Source organism: Novosphingobium sp. (assembly GCF_965228995.1).
In the GTDB taxonomy this organism is placed as follows: domain Bacteria; phylum Pseudomonadota; class Alphaproteobacteria; order Sphingomonadales; family Sphingomonadaceae; genus Novosphingobium.
The window spans coordinates 4,041,390-4,062,933 of sequence record NZ_OZ245852.1; the positions used below are offsets into that span (position 1 = coordinate 4,041,390).

At 64.3% G+C, this 21,544-nt stretch carries 17 protein-coding genes; 8 read left to right on the forward strand and 9 right to left on the reverse strand.

Annotation, left to right across the window (positions count from 1 at the left end; genetic code table 11):
* Positions 1-3 precede the first annotated feature (3 nt).
* The 4 genes from ACO056_RS18490 to ACO056_RS18505 are packed head-to-tail and all read right to left on the reverse strand — an operon-like array spanning position 4 to position 4,507.
* The gene (locus ACO056_RS18490) at positions 4-1,620 is read right to left on the reverse strand and encodes an FAD-dependent oxidoreductase (protein ID WP_421849766.1); all 1,617 of its coding nucleotides are present in this window, start codon (positions 1,618-1,620) and stop codon (positions 4-6) included.
* Between the two features lies 1 nt (position 1,621).
* On the reverse strand, positions 1,622-2,395 hold the full coding sequence (locus tag ACO056_RS18495; protein ID WP_421849769.1) for an SDR family NAD(P)-dependent oxidoreductase: 774 nt from the start codon (positions 2,393-2,395) through the stop codon (positions 1,622-1,624).
* On the reverse strand, positions 2,392-3,681 hold the full coding sequence (locus tag ACO056_RS18500; RefSeq protein WP_421849772.1) for an aromatic ring-hydroxylating oxygenase subunit alpha: 1,290 nt from the start codon (positions 3,679-3,681) through the stop codon (positions 2,392-2,394). Before ACO056_RS18500 ends, ACO056_RS18495 begins: the two co-directional genes overlap by 4 nt.
* Before the next feature lie 52 nt (positions 3,682-3,733).
* Entirely contained in the window at positions 3,734-4,507 is a 774-nt protein-coding gene (locus tag ACO056_RS18505; protein ID WP_421849775.1) for an SDR family oxidoreductase, read from the reverse strand.
* An 89-nt stretch (positions 4,508-4,596) separates the two neighbouring features.
* Here ACO056_RS18505 and ACO056_RS18510 point away from each other — a divergent pair, with 89 nt between their 5' ends.
* The 3 genes from ACO056_RS18510 to ACO056_RS18520 all read left to right on the forward strand — a co-directional run bounded on the left by ACO056_RS18510 (position 4,597) and on the right by ACO056_RS18520 (position 6,736).
* Positions 4,597-5,061 carry a nuclear transport factor 2 family protein gene (locus tag ACO056_RS18510; protein WP_421849777.1) on the forward strand — a complete coding sequence of 155 codons (465 nt, stop codon included), beginning with the start codon at positions 4,597-4,599 and terminating at the stop codon, positions 5,059-5,061.
* A gap of 128 nt (positions 5,062-5,189) precedes the next feature.
* Entirely contained in the window at positions 5,190-5,930 is a 741-nt protein-coding gene (locus ACO056_RS18515) for a glucose 1-dehydrogenase (protein WP_421849779.1), read from the forward strand.
* A 14-nt stretch (positions 5,931-5,944) separates the two neighbouring features.
* A complete protein-coding gene (locus tag ACO056_RS18520; protein WP_421849782.1) occupies positions 5,945-6,736 on the forward strand; it encodes a sugar phosphate isomerase/epimerase family protein in 792 nt (263 codons plus the stop codon).
* Positions 6,737-6,876: 140 nt separating this feature from the next.
* Here the strand turns inward: ACO056_RS18520 and ACO056_RS18525 are convergent, their stop codons facing one another.
* Together ACO056_RS18525 and ACO056_RS18530 are read right to left on the reverse strand one after the other, a co-directional pair.
* Positions 6,877-8,478 carry a S10 family peptidase gene (locus tag ACO056_RS18525; RefSeq protein WP_421849785.1) on the reverse strand — a complete coding sequence of 534 codons (1,602 nt, stop codon included), beginning with the start codon at positions 8,476-8,478 and terminating at the stop codon, positions 6,877-6,879.
* 134 nt (positions 8,479-8,612) lie between these two features.
* Positions 8,613-9,716, reverse strand: a complete 1,104-nt coding sequence (locus tag ACO056_RS18530; RefSeq protein WP_421849788.1) for an NADP-dependent oxidoreductase — start codon at positions 9,714-9,716, stop codon at positions 8,613-8,615.
* 61 nt (positions 9,717-9,777) lie between these two features.
* Here ACO056_RS18530 and ACO056_RS18535 point away from each other — a divergent pair, with 61 nt between their 5' ends.
* Positions 9,778-11,931, forward strand: a complete 2,154-nt coding sequence (locus tag ACO056_RS18535) for a molybdopterin-containing oxidoreductase family protein (RefSeq protein WP_421849791.1) — start codon at positions 9,778-9,780, stop codon at positions 11,929-11,931.
* A gap of 354 nt (positions 11,932-12,285) precedes the next feature.
* On the opposite strand, the gene ACO056_RS18540 is transcribed toward ACO056_RS18535, so the two are convergent.
* From ACO056_RS18540 to ACO056_RS18550, 3 genes are all read right to left on the reverse strand, one after another.
* Positions 12,286-14,826, reverse strand: a complete 2,541-nt coding sequence (locus ACO056_RS18540) for a TonB-dependent receptor (protein WP_421849794.1) — start codon at positions 14,824-14,826, stop codon at positions 12,286-12,288.
* Positions 14,827-15,108: 282 nt separating this feature from the next.
* Positions 15,109-16,683 (reverse strand): aromatic ring-hydroxylating oxygenase subunit alpha, encoded by a 1,575-nt coding sequence (locus ACO056_RS18545; protein WP_421849797.1) that lies wholly within the window; start codon positions 16,681-16,683, stop codon positions 15,109-15,111.
* A gap of 31 nt (positions 16,684-16,714) precedes the next feature.
* Entirely contained in the window at positions 16,715-18,004 is a 1,290-nt protein-coding gene (locus ACO056_RS18550) for a spinster family MFS transporter (RefSeq protein WP_421849800.1), read from the reverse strand.
* 185 nt (positions 18,005-18,189) lie between these two features.
* Here ACO056_RS18550 and ACO056_RS18555 point away from each other — a divergent pair, with 185 nt between their 5' ends.
* From ACO056_RS18555 to ACO056_RS18570, 4 genes are all read left to right on the forward strand, one after another.
* On the forward strand, positions 18,190-18,579 hold the full coding sequence (locus ACO056_RS18555; protein ID WP_421849803.1) for a Zn-ribbon domain-containing OB-fold protein: 390 nt from the start codon (positions 18,190-18,192) through the stop codon (positions 18,577-18,579).
* Positions 18,576-19,724 carry a thiolase family protein gene (locus ACO056_RS18560; RefSeq protein WP_421849806.1) on the forward strand — a complete coding sequence of 383 codons (1,149 nt, stop codon included), beginning with the start codon at positions 18,576-18,578 and terminating at the stop codon, positions 19,722-19,724. The genes ACO056_RS18555 and ACO056_RS18560 overlap by 4 nt, the downstream gene beginning before the upstream one ends.
* Positions 19,725-19,727: 3 nt before the next feature.
* Positions 19,728-20,498, forward strand: coding sequence for an SDR family NAD(P)-dependent oxidoreductase (locus tag ACO056_RS18565; protein WP_421849809.1), 771 nt, complete (start codon positions 19,728-19,730; stop codon positions 20,496-20,498).
* 66 nt (positions 20,499-20,564) lie between these two features.
* Positions 20,565-21,497, forward strand: a complete 933-nt coding sequence (locus tag ACO056_RS18570) for an SDR family oxidoreductase (RefSeq protein ID WP_421849813.1) — start codon at positions 20,565-20,567, stop codon at positions 21,495-21,497.
* Positions 21,498-21,544 lie beyond the last annotated feature (47 nt).

Consider the following 21,544-nt stretch of genomic DNA (forward strand, 5'->3'; position numbering starts at 1 on the left):
TTCCTATTGATTGGCCAGCCGCGCGGCCGTCCGCCCGGCGATGCACCCAAAGGTGAGTGCCGGACCTAAAGTACCGCCCGCGCCGGCATAGACACTGCCAGTCGGGCACGCGATCACGTTGCCTGCACCGTAGAGACCGGGGATCGGATCGCCCTCCACATCGAGCACTTGCGCGGCGGCATTGGTCCGCGCGCCGCCGTTGGTGCCCAGCGCGCCCAGCTTGAGCTGCACGGCGTGAAACGGACCCTGCGCAAGTGGCCCCAAGGTTGCCGCTGCGCCGGGCCGCGAGCGGTCGCCGTAGAAATGATCGTAGGCGCTAACACCGCGGCCGAAATCGGGATCTTCTGCCTTCGCTGCATGCGTGTTGAAACGCTCCACCGTTTGCAGCAATTGTGCAGCATCGACTTCGATCCTGGCGGCCAGTTCTTCCAGCGTATCGCCCACAAAAACCCAGTCCGGCAGCGCATCGAAGGGCATCACCGGACCAATCGGGTAGCGCGCGCGGTATTGCGCATCGAACACCAGCCAGGCGGGATTGTTGGGATAGTCGTAAGTCGCCGGATCGAAGAGGTGGAAGGCGCCCGCGAGCGAGGAATAATTGTTCGCCTCGTTGCAGAAGCGCTTGCCCTCCCGGTTGACCAGCAGGCTATGCGGCAGCGTCCGCTCGATCAGGACCGGTGCGGCGCGCTGCTCGCCGCCCGGCCAGTGCGCACCGCCGATGGAAAGTGTCGGCACCCACCACGCCGAGGTCATGTTGCCCAGCCCCGCGCCGACCGACATCGCAAGCTTCAGCCCGTCGCCCGTATTGCCCGGCGGCGAAGCCGGCATATCGAGCGGTCCGCGCAGGAAGGTTTTCTTGAGGCTCTCATTCCACTCGAACCCACCGGTCGCGAGGATTACGCCGCGGCTTGCGCGAATGCTGCGGCCTCCGGCAAACTCCACGCCGACCACGCGGCCCGCTTCGACGATCAGCCGTTCGGCCTTGAGCCCCAGCTGCGGCTCGATCCCGCGTGCAAGGCAGGCCGCCAGCAGCCGCCCGATCATCGCCTGCCCGAACCCGCGCAAGTCCGCATCCGCGCGGCGTTTGAGCTCTGCCGGATCGACAAATCCGCTGCTGCCGCCGAGCGGCGTTTCGCGCAGCATCATGCGCTGGATCACGCCGTCGCTGAACACCTTCTCCGCCCAGGGGCCGAGCGTGGTGAAATCGAACAGTTCGTTATCGAGCGCGCGCCCGCCCTCGGGCTTTGCCCCGGGCCGGTCGAGATAATAATCGGGATAGCTCGGCAGGATACTGACGGCGAGCGCGCCCGCTTCTTCCAGAAATGCCAGCGCATCCGGCGCCTCGCGCACAAAGGCGCCCAGCACCTCGGCATCCATCTCGCCGTGATCGAGGCTGCCGAAATACGCGAGCGCTTCTGCCTCGCTGTCCGCCATTCCGGCGGCCTGCATGCGGGGATTGTTCGCCGCCCAGATGATCCCGCCCGAAACCGCCGCCGTGCCGCCGAGCCGCTCGCCCTTCTCGGCGAGCGTGACTTCGGCGCCTGCCGCATGGGCAGACAGCGTCGCCGCCATGCCGGCTGCGCCTGCGCCGATGATCAGAACGTCGGTGGTCTCGCTCAAATCACAGCCCCCCGTCGACATAGAGGCACTGCCCGGTCACCCACCCCGCCGCCGGCGAAACGAGATAAAGCGCCGCCGCTGCGATATCCTCCTCGCGGCCATAGCGCTGCAGCGGGATGCGGATCATCTCGCGCAGCGCCTCGCGTGCGGTCTCGTCGCCGGTCCGCATGCATTCATTGAAGTTCTGCGTGGGGATCGGTCCCGGCGCGACCGCGTTCACGCGGATCTTCGGCGCCAGCTCGCGCGAGAGCGTCTGGGTCAGGCTGTTCACCCCGGCCTTGGCCGCCGCATAAGGTCCGTTTTTCGCCTGCGGACCATGGGCCGCGCGCGAGGATGTGCTGAGGATTACCCCGCCGGCCTCGCCCATCGCCTTCGCGGCGACGACCGCGCCCATCCACACCGCCTTGAGATTGAGATCGACCTGCGCGTCCCAGCTCGCCTCGGTGGTCTTGGTCAGGTAGCGCGGATTACCGTCTGGAATGCCGCCGGCATTGCTGACCCAGATATTGACCGCCCCGAGTTCCGCCGCCGCCCGCGCGGCAAGGTTTTCGAGCGCCGCCATGGAAGTCGCATCGGTCGGCACTGCAATGGCGCGCCTCCCCCGCGCGCGGATTTCCTCGGCCACTGCCTCGATATCCGCTGCCGTGCGCGCACCCAGCGCCACGTCCGCGCCTGCCTCGGCCAGCGCGATGGCGATGGCGCGGCCAATGCCCTTCCCCGCGCCGGTGATGACCGCAACTTGTCCGTCGATGCGAAAACCGTCGAGAATGCTCATACGGTTTCCGCCTGCCGTTCCATTTGCGCGACGCGCGGGTCGTTCGGCCAGACCCAGTCCTGGCCGATGACCTGCTCAACGGCGAGATGTGGCGGCACCCGGTCCAGCCCGATCATCTTGTCGCAGGTCTGGTGGAAGCTGTAGATGCGTGCTTCCTGATAGCTCAGCGGCACGGACTTGAAGCCGTCGCTTTCCATCGATTTCTGGATCGCCTCGCCGAACTGGGTGTCTTCCTGGATGATCGGGCTCATCTCGCGCCCGCCCTGGCCGTCAGGCACAGTCCACAAGTCCGGCACCGGTCCATCTCCCCAATCAAGCGCCATGGTGATGAGTTCGAGCCGGGTGGTATTGAGCGACGTCGGCCAGAAGATCAGCGGCGGAATGAAGAAATTGGAGAGCGGCGAGACCCAGTTGGGGAACATCGTGTAGCTCTGCGTGGTGGTGCGCCCCAGTTCGCCCACCGTTTCGATCGACTTCCATTCAGGCGGATTATCGATCGCGCGCACGTGCTCGCGGTTGGTGTTTTTCGGCGCCGGGGCGATCATCCGCGCGTGGCCGCTTGGGTACATCGTATTCACATTGCGCTTGTGATCGACCAGCGGCGCGACCGTTTCGGCATGGATGAAGGGCACATGGTAGACTTCCATGTTGGCCTCCATCGCCACTTTCCAGTTGCACTTGAGATCGAACGACTGGCGCGCGGCGAGCTTCACCTTGTCGAACGCGAATTCCTCCCATTCGTCCCAGATCGGCCCCATCCACTCGCGCAGGGACACCGCGTTTTCATCGAGGTTTACATAGATCAGCTTGCCGTACATCTCGCAGCGCACGGAAATCAGGCTGCGGCAGCTCTTGTCGAGGCCGGTGAAATCCTGCGCCTCGGGCACGCCGACAAGCTCGCCGTCGGTCTTGTAGGTCCAGTTGTGATAGCCGCACATCAGGCGTGGGCTGCGCCCGCGCTGCTCGGTCACCACCGGCGCGCCGCGGTGGCGACAGGTGTTGTAGAAAGCGCGAACCACACCGTCCATGCCATGGACGATGATCAGCGGCTGCCCCGCATTGCCCCACTGCATGAAGCTGCCCGGCTCGGGCACTTCATCGAGGTGCGCCGCAAACAGCCAGCTCTTCTTCCAGATGTATTGCTGCTCCAGGTCGTAATACTCCTGGCTCGTGTAGCGCCCGGCGGGCAGGTCCGGCAGATGCGGGAAACCTTGAGGCGGAGCGGTCCGCGCCGCTTCCCATTCCATCAGCCGCTTGATCGTATCGACCGTCTGCTGATCCATCATGTGCCGATCCTTCCTTGGTCGGGGTGCCCTGCTGCGGGCTCGGGCCCGGATATCAGGCGTTGCCTGCGATCACCGATTTCGCATCGTCCACGCGGATCGCCGCGCCGTTGATGAACTTGCTTTCATCCGAGGCGAGGAACACCACCGTATAGGCGATGTCATCAGGCTCGCCGAGCTTGGTCGCGGCCGCGCCGCCGTTCAGCGCCTCGGTCGCGCCGCGCATCAGCGCCGCTTGCCGCCCCACTTCGATCACCATCGGCGTGAGGATGCCGGCCGGGTGGATCGAATTGCAGCGGATGTTGTAGCCGCTCTTGGCACAGTGCACCGCCACCGCGCGCGTCAGCCCTTCGACCGCGCCCTTTGCTGCGCAATATGCCGCAACCGCGCTTTCGCCCTGGACCGATGCGATCGAGGCCATGTTGACAATCGAACCGCCGCCCGTCTCCTTCATCACGCGCACCGCATGCTGGCAGCCGAACCACGTGCCATCGGCGCTTACAGCCATGATGAAGCGGTAGTCCTTCTCGGTCTGCGTCTCGATATCGCCAAGCTCGACCACGCCCGCGTTGTTGACCAGCACATCGAGCTTGCCGTGCCGCGCGACGACATCATCGACGAGCGCCTTCCATTCCGCATCGTGGCGCACATCGAGGTAGCGGAACTCGGCCATCTCGCCGATCTCGGCCGCTACCCGCTCGCCGTTTTCGCGGTCCACGTCGGTCAGGATCACGCGCGCGCCTTCGCGCACGAACATGCGCGCATCTGCTTCGCCAAGGCCCTTGGCAGCCCCAGTGATGATCGCGACTTTTCCGGCTAGCCTGCCCATAACGCGGCGTTCCTCTCAATTATGCAAGTTCCCACCAATTCACCCCGGATGCTAGGCAGACGTTACTAGCAAAAGAGAGGGGTGGGGCCGTGGCGCTGACGATGGACGAGCTCTTGGCGCGCGAGGAAGTGCGCGATCTGCTCCACCGCTATTGCAAGGGAATCGACCGGAAAGACTGGGCTTTGGTGCGCTCGTGCTTCGCCGATGACCATGTCCACCGGCATTCCACATTCGTCGGATCGCCGGACGAGTTTATCGGTTTTGCCAGTGCCGTGCTGGGCACGATCCCCGCGACGCATCACACCATCGGCAATGTCCACTTCGCATTCGCGCCCGATGGCCTCAGCGTCGATACCGAAGCCAACTTCGTCGCCTACCACTTCATCGAGGCTGGCCACACCGAAGGCACCCCGGTGCCGACGCAGGGCAAGGCGACCGACTGGATCGTCGCGGGCCGCTATTGCGACCGCATGGAAAAGCGGAATGGCGAATGGATCATCGTGACGCGGCAAGCCTACCATGATTGGGAACGGGTCGATCCGGCGAACACGTAGGATACCTCCCCACCCCCGCTCATGCTGAGCTTGTCGAAGCATCATGCACGGCGGTCGCGCCAACACCCTTCGACAAGCTCAGGGTGAGCGGGGGTGGGCTGGACGTATTGATAGAGAAGGAAAAGAGAATGCGACTGAACGGCAAGACCGCCCTCGTTACCGGCGGCTCCTCGGGCCTTGGCGCTGCCATGTCGCGGCGCTTTGTCGCCGAAGGTGCATCGGTCGTCATCGCGGACATCGATGATGCAAACGGCAAGGCGCTGGCCGCCGAGCTTGGCGACAAGGCAAGCTACATCCACCTCGACGTGACACAGGAAGCCGATTGGGCCGGCGCCATGGATGGTATCGAGACGCTTGACTGCGTGATCAACAATGCCGGCATCACCACCGCGGGCAATATCGAGCAGGTCACGCTCGAACAGTTCCGTCATGAATTCGAGATCGACGTCGTCGGCGTGTTCCTTGGCTGCAAATATGCCGTTGCGAAAATGAAGGCGCACGGCGGGTCGATCATCAACATGTCCTCGCTCGCCGGCATCAAGGCCACCGCTGATCTGGTGGCCTACAATGGCGCGAAGGCGGCAGTTGCCATCATGACCAAATCAATCGCCGCGCACTGCGGCAAGAGCGGCTACGGCATCCGCTGCAACTCGATCCACCCGGGCGTGATCCGCACCCCGATCCTCGACAAGGTGCTGGCGCAGGTGCCCAATCCGGACGAAGTCTATGCAGGGTGGGTCGCCGTCCACCCCATTGGCCGCATCGGCACGCCCGAGGAAATCGCCGCCATCGCGGTCTATCTCGCCTCTGACGAATCGACTTTCACCACCGGTGCCGAATTCCGCATCGACGGCGGCAGCTCGATCTAGGGGTGGTCGATCTGATGAACCCGATCAGCCTCGCCTCGGGCGTAGTGCCCGAGTTCGGCCCCGTCGAAACCATCCGCGCCGCGCTGGCCGGCGGTTTCGATCAGGTCGGCCTCTGGGTCGATCCCGCAACCTGGACGGGCACCCAGACCCGCGAAGCGCGCGCGGCACTGGCGGACACCGGCCTGCCGCTGCTCGATGTCGAAGTCATCTGGATCCAGCCGGGCAGCGACATGGGCCTGCACAAGAAGGTGATCGATGTTGGCGCCGAGCTTGGTGCGAAGAACGTGCTGTGCGTTTCTTCCGAGTCGGACATGGGGGCGACTGCTGCCCGCCTCCATGAGCTTTGCGTCCATGCCGAGGGCACCGGCCTGCGCGTGGCGCTGGAGTTCGGCATCTTCACCGAAGTGAAGACCCTCGCGATGGCGCTCGGCGTGCTCGATCAGGTCGGCCACCCGCTGCGGGCGCTGCTGATTGATCCGATCCATGTCGACCGCTCGCTGACCCCGCCCGCCGATCTCGCCAAGGTGCCGCGCGATCTCCTGCCCTACGCCCAGTTCTGTGACGCGCCAGCGAAGCGCCCCGATCCTGCCGATTTCGCCGCGATCATCGAGGACGCCATCGACCTGCGCGAGCAATGCGGCGCAGGCGCCCTGCCGCTGGCGGAGATGTACAAGGGCCTGCCGCCCGGCATTCCGCTCAGCATCGAACTGCGCTCCAAGGCGCTGCGCGATGGCTTCCCGGATCCGGGTGCGCGCGCCAAGGTCGTGGCGGATGCCACCCGGCGGTGGCTGGCGGGGCAAACCTGACCGCCAGCTTCGACGCTCCTCCCGAGGCCGCCCCCAACTCTCGTCTTTGCTAGCGTAGCGAAGCTACCCAGAGCGCCACGCATTTACGCCCTGGGTAGCTTCGCTACGCTCGCAAAGACGAAGGGGAGGAACGCGCTCGATCAGCGCCCCTTCACAAACGCCGCCACGTCATCGTGCAGCGCCTTGAGCGAATCCTCGTGCGCGTAGACCATGTGGCCTGACGGGTAATACTTGTACGAGATATTCCCGCGCAGGTTCTCCGGCACCGGCAAGTGCCGCATCTGGAAGCGCCCCTCGAAATAGGGCGTCGCCGTATCGTAGTATCCGCCCAGCACCAGCACACGCAGGGTAGGATTGGTCTTCATCGTATAGGCCAGGTCCGGCAGCACGTTCGCCGCGCCCTCCACCGCGCCACCGGCGCCTGGCGGAGTGTGCTTGAGGTCCCAGTCGCCCACGTTGGCAAACAGCTTGAACGCCTTGCCCGCGCCATAACCGAGCTTTGTGCGCGCATAATCATTGAACGCCGAGACATAGGCCGAACTGATCGCGGTGGACTGCGGATCATACTCCGCCTCGCGGCTCAGCACATCGAGGCTCGGCCCGGTAAAGCGCGTATCGAGCCGGCCGAGGGTCTGCCCGCTATCGTCGACCAGATTGCGGTTGAACTGGCCGAGATTGACCCGGAGATTCGAGCGCAGGATATAGGCCGGAGTCAGGCCGGTGTAGCGCGCCAGCTTCTCGGCAATCGCCTGCTTGCGCTCGGCCGGAAGGTCGTTCCCCTCGATCAGCGCTGCTGCATATTCACCGGTCGCAAAGTGCTCTGCTTCCGCGAGGAACGGCGCGAGCTCTGCCGGGCGGCCGCCGGGCACGCGGTTATGATACCACGCCGTTGCCGCATAGGTCGGCAGGGTCACGACATAAGGCAGGTCGTTGCCGGGATTCCATTGCGGCGCATCGGCCCAGAAATCGAACGCGAGCGTCACCGAAAGCAGCATGATCCCGTTGAGATCGACCGCATCCGCCGATTGCAGCTTCGCCGCCAGGGCCACCGCGCGCGGCGTGCCGTAGCTTTCGCCGAAGAGATAGCGCGGCGAATTCCAGCGCTGGTACTTGCTCAGGAACTGCTTGATGAAATCGGCAAAGGCATGGACGTCCTGATCGATGCCGTAGAACGCCTTTTCCTTGTCCTTTCCCGCGATCCGGCTGAAACCCGCCCCCGGTGCATCGATGAAAACGAGGTCTGCCACATCGAGCGGGCTGTCCGCGTTGTCGACCACGCTGTAGGGCGCCGGTGCGGTGTGGCTGCCGTCCGCCGTCACCACCCGGCGCGGACCGAAGGCGCCCATGTGGAGCCACACGGTGGAGGAACCCGGCCCGCCGTTGAACACGAAGATGATGGGGCGATCCGCCGCGGGCGCGCCTTTCCTGAAATAGGCGGTGTAGAACATCGAGGCTTCTGCCGGAGCATCATCGCCGGCCGCATCGGCCTTGGGCTTTGCTGCATCGTCCCAGCCCTTGGGATGCACGACCAGCGTGCCCGCAACCGCCTTGTAGTCGATCCGCGCGCCGCGCACGGTGACCGAGCCCTCGCTTGCCACTTCCTCAGGCTGGAACAGTGCGGCGGGGGCGACCTTTGCCGTCTCGGCCGGCTTAGCAGGATCAGCGGGCTTGTCCGCCGCCAGCGCCGCTGTGCTCAGCCCGAAGCTCAGAGCCAGTACCGATATTCCCCGAAGCAACCGCATGAAAGCGCCCCACGTGCAAATTGAAACCGGCGCGGTTGGTCGCACCGCGCCGGCTTCTTGTCCAGCGATTACAAGGGGAAGCCGTGCATAACGGCCCTGAATTTCTGCGCTGCGCTCGCAATGACGAGAGGAACTTATAGCTCCACCACAACCTTCCCGATATTCGCGCCGGTGAAGAGCTTCGTGAAGGCGACGGGGGTTTCCGCAAGGCCTGTGCTCACTTCAAACGGCAGGCGCAGCTGGCCGGCGGCGGCGAGGCGGGAGAGCTCCGGATTGAACTCCGGCTCGCGGGCGTAGAAGTCGGGCGAGAAGAAGCCTTCGATGCGCAGGCGCTTCATCAGCACCTGATCGAAGCGATAGGGGCCGGGAACAGGCCCCTCGGCGATATAGTTGGTGATCAGCCCGCAGACTGCGACACGCCCGAACAGCGCCATGTTGGCCAGCGCCGCGTCCAGGATTTCGCCCCCCACATTGTCGAAATAGACGTCGATGCCATCGGGGCAGAGCCGCGCCAGTTCGGCTTCGACGTTGGCGGACTTGTAGTCGATCGCGCCGTCAAACCCATATTCGTGCGTCAGCAAGTCGCACTTGGCTGCACCTCCGGCGATGCCGATCACGCGGCAGCCGCGCGCCTTGGCGATCTGGCCTGCCATCAGCCCGGTGCAGCCCGCGGCAGCCGAAACGACGAAGGTCTCGCCCGCTTGCGCCGCGCCGGTCTCGACGACGCCGACCCATGCGGTCCACCCGTTGGCGCCATAGATCCCGACGTATTCCTTGAGATCGGCATGGGCGTGGTCGATCACGGTGCAGTAAGTCGCGCCGGGCTCGACGACCGAATAGTCTGCCCATTGGCCATAACAGCGCACGCGGTCTCCGGCCGTGTAATCCGGATGGCGGCTCTCGGTGACCACGCCCAGCACCGTGCCGATCAGCTTGGCGCCGAGCGGTGTGCCGGGCTGGTAGCTATCCTGCCGGTCGGTCATGTACATGCGGGTGCCGCTGTCCATCGAGAGAACTTTGTTGGCAACGAGGATCTGGCCATCTGCCAGCGCGGGCAGCGTTTCGGTGCTGAGCGCGAACGCATCGGCATAGGCGTTGCCGACGGGGCGCCGGGCGAGGATCCAGTGGCGGTTTTCGGTGGTCATCGCGGTAATCCTCTTGCGTCGCTGGTCCTCGTTGAAGCCCAGATCGCCAGTCTTGGGTACTGGCGGAATTGACCGGCCTACCCTCTCTTTCATCAGTGTGCCCGGCTCCGGATTGCCGATAGCTTTCGCGCTCAAAACACTAGGGAGATGTGTCTTGGCCGATAAGACCCTGCGTACCTTCTGCCGCTTCTGCCACGCCAGCTGTGCCATGCTGGTCGATGTCGAGGGCGACAAGGTGACGGCGGTGCGGGGCGATCCCGAGAACCCGCTGTTCAATGGCTATACTTGCGTGAAGGGCCGTCAGATGCCCGAAATGCACAACTTGCCCGAACGGCATTTGCGCCCGCTGGTGCGCAAGGGCGGGGTGAAGGGCGCGGAGTTCGTCGAGACTTCGACCGCCGATGCGCTCAAGCTGGTGGCCGACAAGATCAAGGCGGTGATCGCCGAGCACGGGCCCCATGCCGTCGCGCTCTATTGCGGCACCAACGCGTTCCAGAACAGCGCAGTGCTGGGCACCTCCTACGCGCTGGCGGAGGCGATCGGCACGCGCAACTACTATACCAGCGTGACGGTGGACCAGCCGGCCAAGGTGTTCACCACCGCGCGCTACGGCCAGTGGATGGGCGGGCCGAACAATTTCGAGGAGTCCGACGTGGTCATGTTCGTCGGCAACAACCCGCTGGTATCGCATTACACGCCGAGCGGGGGCGTCCCGCCGTTCTCGCCCTCGCGCCGCCTGCGCGATGCCAAGGCGCGGGGCATGAAGGTGATCGTTGCCGATCCGCGGCAGAGCGACACCGGCAATCTCGCCGACCTCTACCTGCAGGTGAAGCCGGGCGAGGATCCGGCGCTGCTTGGCGCCATGCTGCACGTGATCATCAAGGAAGGGCTCTACGACCGCAATTTCGTGGCGGCGCATGTCGACGGGTTTGATGCGCTGGCCGATGCGGTGAAGGACTTCACGCCAGAGATCGCCGAAACGCGCGCAGGGGTTCCGGCGGAGCAGATCGTCGCGGCCGCCCGCATGTTTGCCCGCGCCGCCAAGGGCCGCGTGGTGACGGGGACAGGGCCTGAAATGGCGGGGCGCGGCACGCTCACCGAATACCTCGTGACCGCGCTCAACGTGGTCTGTGCGCGGTTCAACCAGGCGGGTGACAAGGTGGCGAACCCGATGGTGTTCATGCCCTTCGCCGCTGGCCCCAAGAAGGCCCAGGTCGCGCCGCCGATGCCGATGTTCGGCGAAGGCTTTGCCCAATCGCGCATTCGCGGCATCGGCAAGCTGGGGCAGGAAATGCCGTGCCCGGTGCTGGCGGACGAGATCCTCACCCCCGGCGAGGGGCAGATCAAGGTGCTGATCTCGATCGGCGGCAACCCGGAGATCGCCTTCCCCAACCAGCGCAAGGTGCGCAAGGCGCTCGAAACGCTCGACATGTTCGTCCAGGTCGATCCCTACATGTCGGCCAGCGCCAAGCGCGCCGACGTGATCCTTGCGCCTTCGATGTGCCTTGAGCGTGAGGACATCAACAACGTCTCGCAGCCGTTCTGCGAGGAGCCTTATGCGCATTACGGGGAGGCGATGGTGCCGCCGCCGGGCGATACGATGGACGAGTACGAGATGCTGTGGTGGCTCGCCAAGCACCTTGGGCTGCAGCTCCAGTTGCCGGGCGGGCCGTGCTCGATGGACGCAGTGCCGGACAAGATGACGATGCTCGACCTCATCTCGCACGGCTGCCTCGTGAAGCCGAGCAAGGCGCGCGCGGATTCGCTGGAGAGCGCGACCCCGGGCGGCGCGATGTTCTATCCCGAGGTGCACGCGGTGATCGAACCTGCCGATCCCGATGCGGCGAACAGGTTCCAGCTGGCTGCGGGTGCGATGCCGCTAGCTTTCGCGGGCTATGCGGCGCATCGGCCGGAGAAGGACGGATTCGATTTCCGGCTGATCTCGCGCCGGTCGAAGCACCGCTACAACAGCAACGGCCACATCTCCGAATTCCTCAAGAAGAAGATGCCGACCAACCCGGCCTACTTCAATCCGGAGGATCTTGCCGAGCTTGGCGTCAAGGACGGCGCAGTGATCGAGATCGCCTCGCGCGTTGCCTCGATCCACGCGGTCGCCAGCGCGAGCGACAAGGTGCGGCGCGGGGTGATCTCGATGTCGCACGCCTGGGGTAACGACGATTCCGGCAAGGATGATGTGATGACCGTTGGCGCATCGACCAACCGCCTGATCGACGATGCCGACGATGCCGATCCGATCACCGGCATGGTGCTGCAAAGCGCGATCCCGGTGCGGGTGGTGGCGGCCTGACCGGAGCTGGTAGCGCGACGATTTGCCGCTCTGGATCCCCGCCTGCGCGAGGATGACGAGACAAAGCGGTTAACAGTTCGTCATTGCGAGGAGCAAAGCGACGAAGCAATCCTGGGGCGGCTCTGTGCCGCTCTGGATTGCTTCGTTTGGTTTATCCTGAGCGGCTGCTGCAAGCGGCTGGCCGAAGGGCGCGCGGGTGACCAGCTGTTTGTCCCATACCTTCGTCATTCCCGCGCAGGCGGGAATCCAGAGCAGGCGTGCGCCTCTGCCGGGACAAGCACCCGGCCCTCAAGAGGAAAGGCCGCCCCGGTTTCCCGGGACGGCCTTTCCTCAGCACGTTCTGACGTGTGGAGATCAGAACTTGAAGCTGGCTTCCACGAAGACCTGACGGCCGCGGTTCAGGTTGACGTTGAGGTCGTCGCCCTGAGGAACATATGTCGCGCTGCCGGGGGTGCCATAGCCACCCGGCGGGGCCAGGAACGGACGCGAGCCGCTGGAGACGACGTAGCGCTTGTCGGCAAGGTTGATGCCGACCAGCGCCAGCTTCCACTTGCCGTCGGGCTGGCCGATGGAGATGCCGCCATCGACAGTTGCGTAGGACTTCTGCTTGTAATCGTTGAAGCTCGTGGTGTCGGTATAGTAGCTTCCCGAGAACTGGAAGTTGCCGTGAGCACCGAATTCAAGCGAGCTTCCGATCGGCACGTTGTAATCGAAGCCAGCATTTCCGGCCCATTCCGGCGCGCGGGCTGCATTGCGGCCCTTGAGATTTTCGCCAGTGATTGCCGAAATCAGGTCCTTGGTGAACGAGGCCTTGGTGTAGGCCAGTGCACCGTTAAGGCGCAGGCCTTCGAGGGGGGTGCGCCAGGTGAAGTCGATATCAACACCCTTGGTCGTCAGCTCCGAGGCATTGAAGGTGCGGAACTGCACCTTCGTCGCATCGAACACCTGCAGCTGCAGATCGGTGAACTTGTAGTAGAACAGCGAGCCATTGAGCGTGATCGTGCGGCCCAGGAACTGCGACTTCACGCCGATTTCGCCGCCCTTGGTCCGTTCCGATTTGAACTTCAGGCCTGCCGCCACCGCATCGCGCGTTGCCGGATTGTTGAAGCCGAGGAGGCTGTTCGAAGGCAGCGCGCTGTTGTCGATACCGCCCGACTTGTAGCCGGTCTTGTACGCCGCATAGATGTTGAGGTCATCCGAGGCCTTGTAGCGCAGCGTGACTTCCGGCGACCAGTTCTGATCCTTGAACGGGATCGGCCCCGAGAAGAACCCGCTGCTGATGAAGGCAGGGGTGGCCGCGAGGAAGGCGTGCACATAGGGCACCGAGATCGTGTTGACCTTGTCTTCCTTGGTCCAGCGAACACCACCCGAAAGCTCCAGCTGCTCGGTGATGTCATACGAGCCGCTGGCGAACAACGAGTACGCCGAGGTCGTCGTGTGGTGCTTTTTGAACCAGTCGAATGCGCTGCCCGTAACCGGATCAAGCGCGATGATCGAGATGTTCACACCCTGCTGCGACGTGTCGAAATCGATATTGCGGTGTTCGTAGAAGCCGCCGACCATGAAATTGAACGGGCCGCTCCAGTTGCTTGAAAGGCGCAGTTCCTGTGTGAACTGCTTGGTGGCGTTAAGCGGGTCGCTCGAGCCGAAGCCCTGCGCCGAACCGGGCGCATTGTTGGCCGCAAGCCGGGGCGCAATAAGCGCCAGCGGAATGCCGTTCGGGTTGAACGCAGGGCCGGTGCCGACCGTGCTGTAGGTGTCCGAATCGATCGACTTGATGGCGAAATAACCGGTCACCGAGCTGACCTTCAGGCCGGCACCAACATCAAGGTCCATCTTCAGGCGCGTCAGCCAGATATCGGTCTTGCCGAAGGGATGGCCGGGATACTTGCCGTCACCCGCGGCGCTACCGGTGGGGTAGTTGCTGTTCTGGGTGGGGGACGGGTCGCTGATCGCATAGTAGCGGTCGTTGATGTTGCAGTTCGCGCCTGAAGGCACGGCGACCGCGCCGCCGAGCAGAACAACCTCGTCAGCTCGGCCATTTTTGCCGCAGTAGATGTCCTGGTGGCCGATAGCACCGTCGTTGCGGTTGCGGACGTAGTTGACCTTCAGGTTGGCGGTGAAGGCGCTGGAGGGATCGTACTGCAAGGTCAGCCGGCCGACGAAATCGCGCATGCCGCGATTGCGGATCTGTGCCGCGATGCCCGGCTGGATCTTGGTGTACTGGCTGATGTCGTTATACTGGGCGGCCACGCGGATACCGAGCGTATCCGTCACCGGACCCGAGAGGTATCCACCCACCACATACCCGTGCTCTTCGAATTCGTACGAGGCCTTGCCGCCGAATTCCCAGGTCTTGGTCGGATCAGCCGAACGCAGCGAAAGCACACCGGCTGACGCGCTCTTGCCGAAGAACAGCGACTGCGGGCCCTTGAGCACGTCGACCTGCTTGATGTCGAAGAAGCCGGCCTGAAGCAGACGCATCGAGCTGAGCTGGACGCCGTCCATATCAAGCGCAACCGCAGAGTCGAACGCAGCCGAAATGGCCGACGAGCCGACGCCGCGCAGTGCGATCGAGCCGCCCGAGCCCGAGCCACCGGTGTAGATGTTCAGGGTCGGAATGTGCGTGCCAAGCGCTTCGGCCTTGGTCGCCTGATCGCGGTTGATCGCTTCACCGCTGATCGCGGAGATGGTCACCGGCACGTTCTGCAGCGTTTCCGTGGTCTTGCGCGCGATAACCGTGATCGCGTTGCCATCATCCGCGGTGGTGGAACCAGTGGCCCCTGCTGCCGCAGCATCGGCGGCATGCGCCAGCCCCGGAACTGCCAGTGATGCTGCCGCTACGCCCGCAAAAAGCGCGGCGCGAAATGGCGACGCGATTGTCCTCAACCCCATAGAAATCCTCCCAACTGTCGGTGGGGGCATATCATGCTGTTTTTGCCTGATTTTGCGCCCACAATCCCGATTGCTAGGCTAGGGTAAGGGGGGCGAACAGCAACTATCAAAAAGGGTGACAGGCCGCCGCATTTTGTGCGCAGTGTGACTGCAAAAACGCACGGATTCCGTAGCGGCGGGCACGGCTTCGCAGCAACCCCGCTGCGGTGTTTTCCGGCACTTCAGGAGCGCAAAAAAGCGGCCCCCTCTGCACTGCGCGAGGAGGCCGCTACCGTGAATTTCCTAGCGGCTTTTCGGCGGGGTTTCACTTTCCAGCCAGCGGTTCAGCTTGTTGTGGAAATCGCGGATCTTGCTTTCCTGATAGCTCGCGAAGATCACCTCGCCCTTGGGATGGTTGTGCAGGCCCTTCTGGACGGCGGCATGATTGAGCCCGTCCTGGTTGAAGATCTTGTTGAGATAGCTGCCGAATTCGGTCGCCTTGGTGTAGTCGTCCTCAAGGTCGAGGAAGGTGCACTTGGCAGGTGCCGGGCGTTCGGCTCCCTCGGGCACCTGCACCATGTACATGACTTCGTGCAGTGATTGCTCGGGATTATCCCCGTCCGGCCGGAAGCGGTAGAAGATCGGATTGAAGTCCGCCCACGGGTGGAGGTTGGGGAATACCGAGTAGAAGATCGCGTCGATCATGTCGGCGTCGCTGAACTGGTCGATCGCATCGCCCCATTGCGGGCGCATGAGCTCGCGCCGATCGCGCGCGGCATCGGCGCGGAAGTCCTCCGTCGAGGCCGAGGCAAAGCGGGTGGGCATGTTTTCCTCACCCGGGATGATCTTGCCACCGATCCAGTTGCACATATGCGCGTCCGCACTGACGACTTCGCCCGAGACATGCGTGCCGGTCATGTCGAAGATCCCGGTCTTGCCATTCGGGTGCGTCACTTCGACGCGGTTTTCCTCGATCCGGCGATAGACGTGGCCGGACAGCGGGTGGCGGAAGCTGGTGAAGGCCTGTCCTTCGGGGAACGCGGACGGATCGGGCGCATCGAGATCGGTGTGCGCGCTCGGCGGACCCGAGGCGGACATGGCGCGCGAGATGTTCGGCCAGACGTCGTACTTGGAGCCGGTATCGAGGAACATCGGCAGCAGTTCGGGGTGCGTGCCGACGACATGGTAGGATTCCATGAAGGCTTCCTGCGCCACTTTCCAGTTGCACGGCAGGCGCTTGACCATGTGGGCGGCCTTGTAGCGGCGCTTGAACGGCAGCGAGAAATGGCGGTCGATATCGCCGAGGAAATCGGCAAGCGGTTCGGCATTCGGATCCGGATTGATGAATACGAAGCCGCCCCAGTGGCCGACCGACACGGCAGGAAGCGAGTATTCCTCTTCGGTGACGCTGGGGAAATCCCAGTGGCTGGGCACTTCCTTGAGCTTGCCATCAAGGTGCCAGGACCAGCCGTGGAACGGGCAGCGCAGCACCTTGAGGCCCTTCTTGTGCGCTTCGCAAAGCTGGCGGCCGCGGTGAAGGCAGGCGTTGGGGAATGCCTTGACCGCGCCGGGCCCGTCGCCGGGCTCATTGCGCACCAGGATAAAGGAAAGGCCCGCGATCTCATAGACATAGGTATCGCCGACGTTGGGGATGTCATCCTCGTGGCAGGCCATCTGCCAGACGCGCTTCCACAGCCGTTCGACTTCGCGCTCGTGCTCTTCCTTGCTCCAGTAGCGGTGCGTGGCAACCGTGGTCACGCCGCCCGGATAAGGCGAATCCTCAAGATAGACCGGCGGCGGCGGAACAGTGTCCGCCTTGATCACATCGTTGTAGGTCACGCCGGCAGTGCGGTCGTGCCCGGTCTTGGTTTCCACCATTTGTCCGCTCTCCCTAGGACTTACCAACAGTTTACGCGTGCAGGGAGTCGGGGCCATTGATCATTTTGAGGGGACCCTTGGCCATGCCGCCGGCGGCATAGAGGTAGAACAGCGCCGCAGGGACGGCGAAGGCAGCGCTGACGCCGATGACCGCCCAGGTGAGCGCCTTGGTCCCGAACATCGGAGTGAGGGTGGTGCTGGCTAGGCCGATGAGGAACAGGCCGAGCGCCTGACCGATGAAGTTGTTGAAGATCATCGCGACCGCCATCGCCATCGCGCGCTCGTCGGGCCGCACGGCGAGCTGGATCAGCGAGACTGTCGGCGCCTGCGCGGTGAGGAACACGAGGTAGCCACACGAGAACAGGCCGAGAAACGTCCAGAAATTCGTGCTTTGCAGCGCGGCGAGGTAGATCGGCAAGCACGCGAGTGTGGCGAAGGCGGGAAGCCACGCACGCCAGCGCGCATCGCGCTGCACCAGCCAGTCCGTGAGGTAGCCGCCGAGCAAAGGCCCCGGAATGCCGCCGAGGACGAAGGCAAGGCCGAGGTAGAAGCCCACATCGGCGGTGGAGACTGCAAAATTGCGCAGCATGATCGCGGCAAGCCAGGTGGCAAAGCCGTAGCCCGTCACGATCATGCATCCGAAGGCGGCCGAAGCGGCGAGGAACACGCGGTTCGCCAGGAGCGCGTGAATGCCGGCGAGCCATGCGGCCATGCCCTCGGCGACGCTGACCTTGGGCGGGACGGGTCGGCCGCCCGGTTCCTTGACGGTGAAATAGACGAACATCGCGAACAGCACGCCGGGAATGCCGAGCAGCAGGAAGGTCATCCGCCATCCGACCGCATGCGCGAGCACGCCGCCCAGCATGAGCCCGGCCGCAGTGCCGAGCGTGGGGCCAAGGAAATAGATGCCCATGGCGCGGCCAAGTTCGTGACCCTTGAATGTCTGGGTGAGGAGCGAAGTGCCCGCGGGGCCGCTGCCGGATTCGCCGATGCCCACACCCATCCGCGCGAGGAAGAAGGTCCAGAAGCCGGTCGCCGTCCCGCACAGCGCGGTCATCAGGCTCCACGTGGCGATGGAGAGGGAAATGATCAGGGGGCGGCTCATGCGGTCTGCCAGCCAGGCCAGCGGCAAACCGCAAACGACATAGAGCAGCGTGAAGGCAAAGCCGGTGACGAGGCCGATCTCGGTATCCGTCAGTGAGAACGCGTGCTTGATATCCTCGATCATGATCGAGAGAATCAGCCGGTCGGCGATATTGAGCATCCCGCCGAAGGTGATGACGGCGAGCACGAGTTGGCGATAGTGGCGATGCTCTCCCAAGACGCTCGCTCCTTCTTGTTGCATAGGGCTAGGCATTCGCTGCACCCGCGGCGACTAACACAAAGGGGGAGGGGCCAGCCGCGCGCCTACCATTTTCAATGATCGTCGGTCCCGGGATTTGGTGCCACGATGCCCGGCATAACGGGACCTTACGAGAACCGGTCCGACCCAGCGGGAAAGGCATTATGGTGCAGCTTGAGCCCATCGCGGCAAACTTGTGGACCAACGAGGCGGAGCCGGCGCTGATCGGCGGGCGGCTTCCCTCCGGCAAGATCGTGTTCCCCTACCCCAGCGGCGATGCGGCGGAAGGCGTCGAGCCCTGGCGCCTTTCGCGCAAGGGCACGCTGTGGTCGTGGACCCGGCAGGACTTCCAGCCGAAGGAGCCCTTCGAAGGGCCGGAACCGTTCGAGCCCTACCTCCTCGGCTATGTCGAGCTGCCCGGCGAGGTGATCGTCGAGACGCGCATCGTGGATGCGAAGCTCGAGGATCTGAAGCTCGGCATGCCGATGGAATTCGTGGTTGCGCCATTTGACGCGACCCGCGCGACTTATGCGTTTCGTCCGGAGAAAGCGTGATGGAAGACGTCTATATCATCGGGGCGGGCATCCACCCCTTCGGCCGCACTGACGGACGTTCGGGCCGCGATCAGGGCGTCTACGCGGTACGGCAGGCGATGGCCGATGCCGGGATCGAATGGACCGATGTGGGCTGCGCCTATGGCGGCTCGGCCGCAGCGGGCAGCGCGGACATCATGGTCAATGAGCTGGGGCTCACCGGCCTGCCGTTCATCAACGTTGCCAACGGCTGCGCCACCGGCGGCTCTGCGCTCGCCTCGGCGCGCAATGCGATTGCGGCGGGGGAGTTCGACGTGGCGCTGGCTGTCGGCTTCGACAAGCACCCGCGCGGCGCGTTCAATGCCAAGCCGCGCGATTACGGCCTGCCCGAATGGTACGGCCAGACCGGCATGATGCTGACGACGCAGTTCTTCGCATTGAAGATCCAGCGCTATATGCAGCTCTACGGGATCAGCCGCGAAACCTTGGGCCGCGTGGCCGAGAAGGCCTTCCGCAACGGTGTCCACGCCGATCATGCCTGGCGGCGTTCGCCGGTCGATCTGGAAACGATCCTCAACGCGCCGATGGTCAATGATCCGCTGACGAAATACATGTTCTGCGCCCCCGCCGAAGGCGCGGTGGCGCTGATCCTGGCGAGCGGCAAGAAAGTGCGCGAACTGGGCGCGGATGCGGTCAGGATCGCCAGCGTTGCGGTGCGCACGCGCCCGCCGGGCTCGTTCGAAGTCTTCGCGCCTTCAGTCGATATCGAGAACGGCGGCAAGCCTACGATCCTCGCCTCGAAGGCCGCTTTCGAGCAGGCCGGCATCGGGCCGGAGGACATTTCGGTCGCACAGCTGCAGGATACCGAATCCGGCGCCGAGATCATGCACATGGCCGAGAACGGCTTCTGCAAGGACGGCGATCAGGAGCAGTGGCTGCGTGAAGGCCGCACCGAGGTTACCGGCAAGCTGCCGGTGAACACCGATGGCGGATGCCTGGCCTGCGGCGAGCCGATCGGCGCTTCGGGCCTCAGGCAGGTCTATGAAAACACCGTGCAGCTCCGCGGGCGCGGCGGTGGGCGGCAGGTGCCGGGCGCGCCCAAGGCCGCCTACAGCCACGTCTACGGCGCACCCGGCCTTTCCGGTGTGTGCATTCTGGAGCGCTAGTTCATGGGGAAGATGACCGGCAAGGTCGCGCTCATTTCGGGCGGTGCGGAAGGGATTGGCGGCACGGTTGCGGCGCTGTTCGTGGCTGAGGGCGGCAGCGTGATGCTGGGCGACCTGCAAGTGGACAAGGCAAAGGCCTACGCTGCCGAACTCGGCCCGAATGCCGATGCGGTGCAGCTTGATGTGCGCAATCTGGAGCAGTGGGAAGCGGCGGTCGCAGCGACTTTGGCGCGCTTCGGCAAGCTCACCACGCTGTGCAATATCGCGGGCATTTCCGAACCGGGAAATACCGTCGATGTCGATCTCGATAGCTGGCACCGCCACATCGATATCAATCTGACGGGCTCGTTCTATGGCTGCCGCGCGGCGATCCCGGCGCTGGCGGCATCGGGCGAGAATGCGACGATCGTCAACGTCGGCTCGATGCTGGCGCACCGCGCTTCGGGCAACATGGCGGCCTATTGCGCCTCCAAGGCGGGGGTCACGCACCTTACCAGGACCGTGGCGCTCGATTGCGCCGAGCGGGGCCTCACGATCCGCGCCAACACCGTGCATCCCGGCGCGATCCGCACGCCGATGTACAACCGCTACCTCAACGCGGGCGGCGCGACGCCGGAGCAGATCGAGGCGGTGATGGCCTCGGCGCATCCGATGGGCCGCGTGGGCGAGCCCGACGAAGTGGCGCGCGCGATCTTGTTCCTCTCCTGCGAGGACTCGAGCTTTACCAGCGGCACCGACCTCAATGTCGACGGGGCCAGCGCGATCCGCAGCTGAGTCCAGAAATTCCAGCTGCACCGGACGCGAGAGCCGGGCAGCTTCCACCCAAAGGAGAGATGCGAAATGGCACTGGTATCCGTCGTGGGCGCAACCGGTCGGCAAGGGCTGGCACAAGTGCGCCAGCTTGTCGCCGCGGGGCATCAGGTCCGCGCGCTTTCGCGCAACGAGAAGCCCGATCTCGGGCCGACCAACGCCGATATCGAGACGCGGGTGATCGATCTCTATGATCGGTCGACCTACACCAAGGCGCTCGAGGGTTCGGATGCGGTGTTCTACAACCACCCCTTGCAACTGAGGGATTCCCGCGCCGAACTCGCCGGCTGGATCGGCGAGGCGGCCAAGGAAGTCGACGCCAAGCGCTTCGTCTGGAACACCTCGAGCTGGATTCCGGACAAGCCGGGCGATGCCTTCACCTATGCCGGCAACACCGCGGGCATCAACGCGCTGTTCCGCTCCGGGGTTCCGGCCACCGTATTCGGCTCGGTGCTGTTCATGGACAACCTGCTCACCAACTGGGCGCGGCCGTTCATCATGCACGAGAAGCGCTACGTCTATCCGCACAAGCCAACCCTGGGCGCGAACTGGATCAGCCTCGACGATGTCGCCAAGATCATGATCCACGCCATGGACCGGCCGGACATGGAAGGCACATGGATGAATATCGGCGGGCCGGAGCGGCTGCTGCCGCCGCAGGTCGCGCAGATTCTGTCCGATCACTTCGGCTACACGGTAAAGTACGATCCCTGCACGCCCGAGGAATTCGGCGATCTGCTGGTGGCAGCGCTGGGCGATTCGATGTCTGAGGCCGAGCGCAAGCCCTTCTCCGCCGGCATCGCCGCGTTCTACAACTACAACAATAACGCGCCGACCAAGCCCTTCGAGGTGAACACCGAAGCGATGATGGAGCGCCTGCCGGGCATCGAGCTCGAAACGCTGGCCCAGTGGGTTGCGCGGCAGGACTGGTCCGACACGGCGCACCGGCCTTCGGCGGGGTGAGTGTGGTTTGAGTGATCCGGAGCGGTGTTGTTCGCCGCTCCGGACTG

Bases quoted from the DNA above. Each gene is read 5' to 3' on its own strand.
- ACO056_RS18505 (WP_421849775.1), bottom strand. From the start codon at position 4,507: ATGGGCAGGCTAGCCGGAAAAGTCGCGATCATCACTGGGGCTGCCAAG.
- ACO056_RS18545 (WP_421849797.1), bottom strand. From the start codon at position 16,683: ATGGTGGAAACCAAGACCGGGCACGACCGCACTGCCGGCGTGACCTAC.
- ACO056_RS18515 (WP_421849779.1), top strand. From the start codon at position 5,190: ATGCGACTGAACGGCAAGACCGCCCTCGTTACCGGCGGCTCCTCGGGC.
- ACO056_RS18565 (WP_421849809.1), top strand. From the start codon at position 19,728: ATGGGGAAGATGACCGGCAAGGTCGCGCTCATTTCGGGCGGTGCGGAA.
- ACO056_RS18530 (WP_421849788.1), bottom strand. From the start codon at position 9,716: ATGAAAGAGAGGGTAGGCCGGTCAATTCCGCCAGTACCCAAGACTGGC.
- ACO056_RS18495 (WP_421849769.1), bottom strand. From the start codon at position 2,395: ATGAGCATTCTCGACGGTTTTCGCATCGACGGACAAGTTGCGGTCATC.
- ACO056_RS18500 (WP_421849772.1), bottom strand. From the start codon at position 3,681: ATGATGGATCAGCAGACGGTCGATACGATCAAGCGGCTGATGGAATGG.
- ACO056_RS18570 (WP_421849813.1), top strand. From the start codon at position 20,565: ATGGCACTGGTATCCGTCGTGGGCGCAACCGGTCGGCAAGGGCTGGCA.
- ACO056_RS18520 (WP_421849782.1), top strand. From the start codon at position 5,945: ATGAACCCGATCAGCCTCGCCTCGGGCGTAGTGCCCGAGTTCGGCCCC.
- ACO056_RS18540 (WP_421849794.1), bottom strand. From the start codon at position 14,826: ATGGGGTTGAGGACAATCGCGTCGCCATTTCGCGCCGCGCTTTTTGCG.
- ACO056_RS18555 (WP_421849803.1), top strand. From the start codon at position 18,190: ATGGTGCAGCTTGAGCCCATCGCGGCAAACTTGTGGACCAACGAGGCG.
- ACO056_RS18525 (WP_421849785.1), bottom strand. From the start codon at position 8,478: ATGCGGTTGCTTCGGGGAATATCGGTACTGGCTCTGAGCTTCGGGCTG.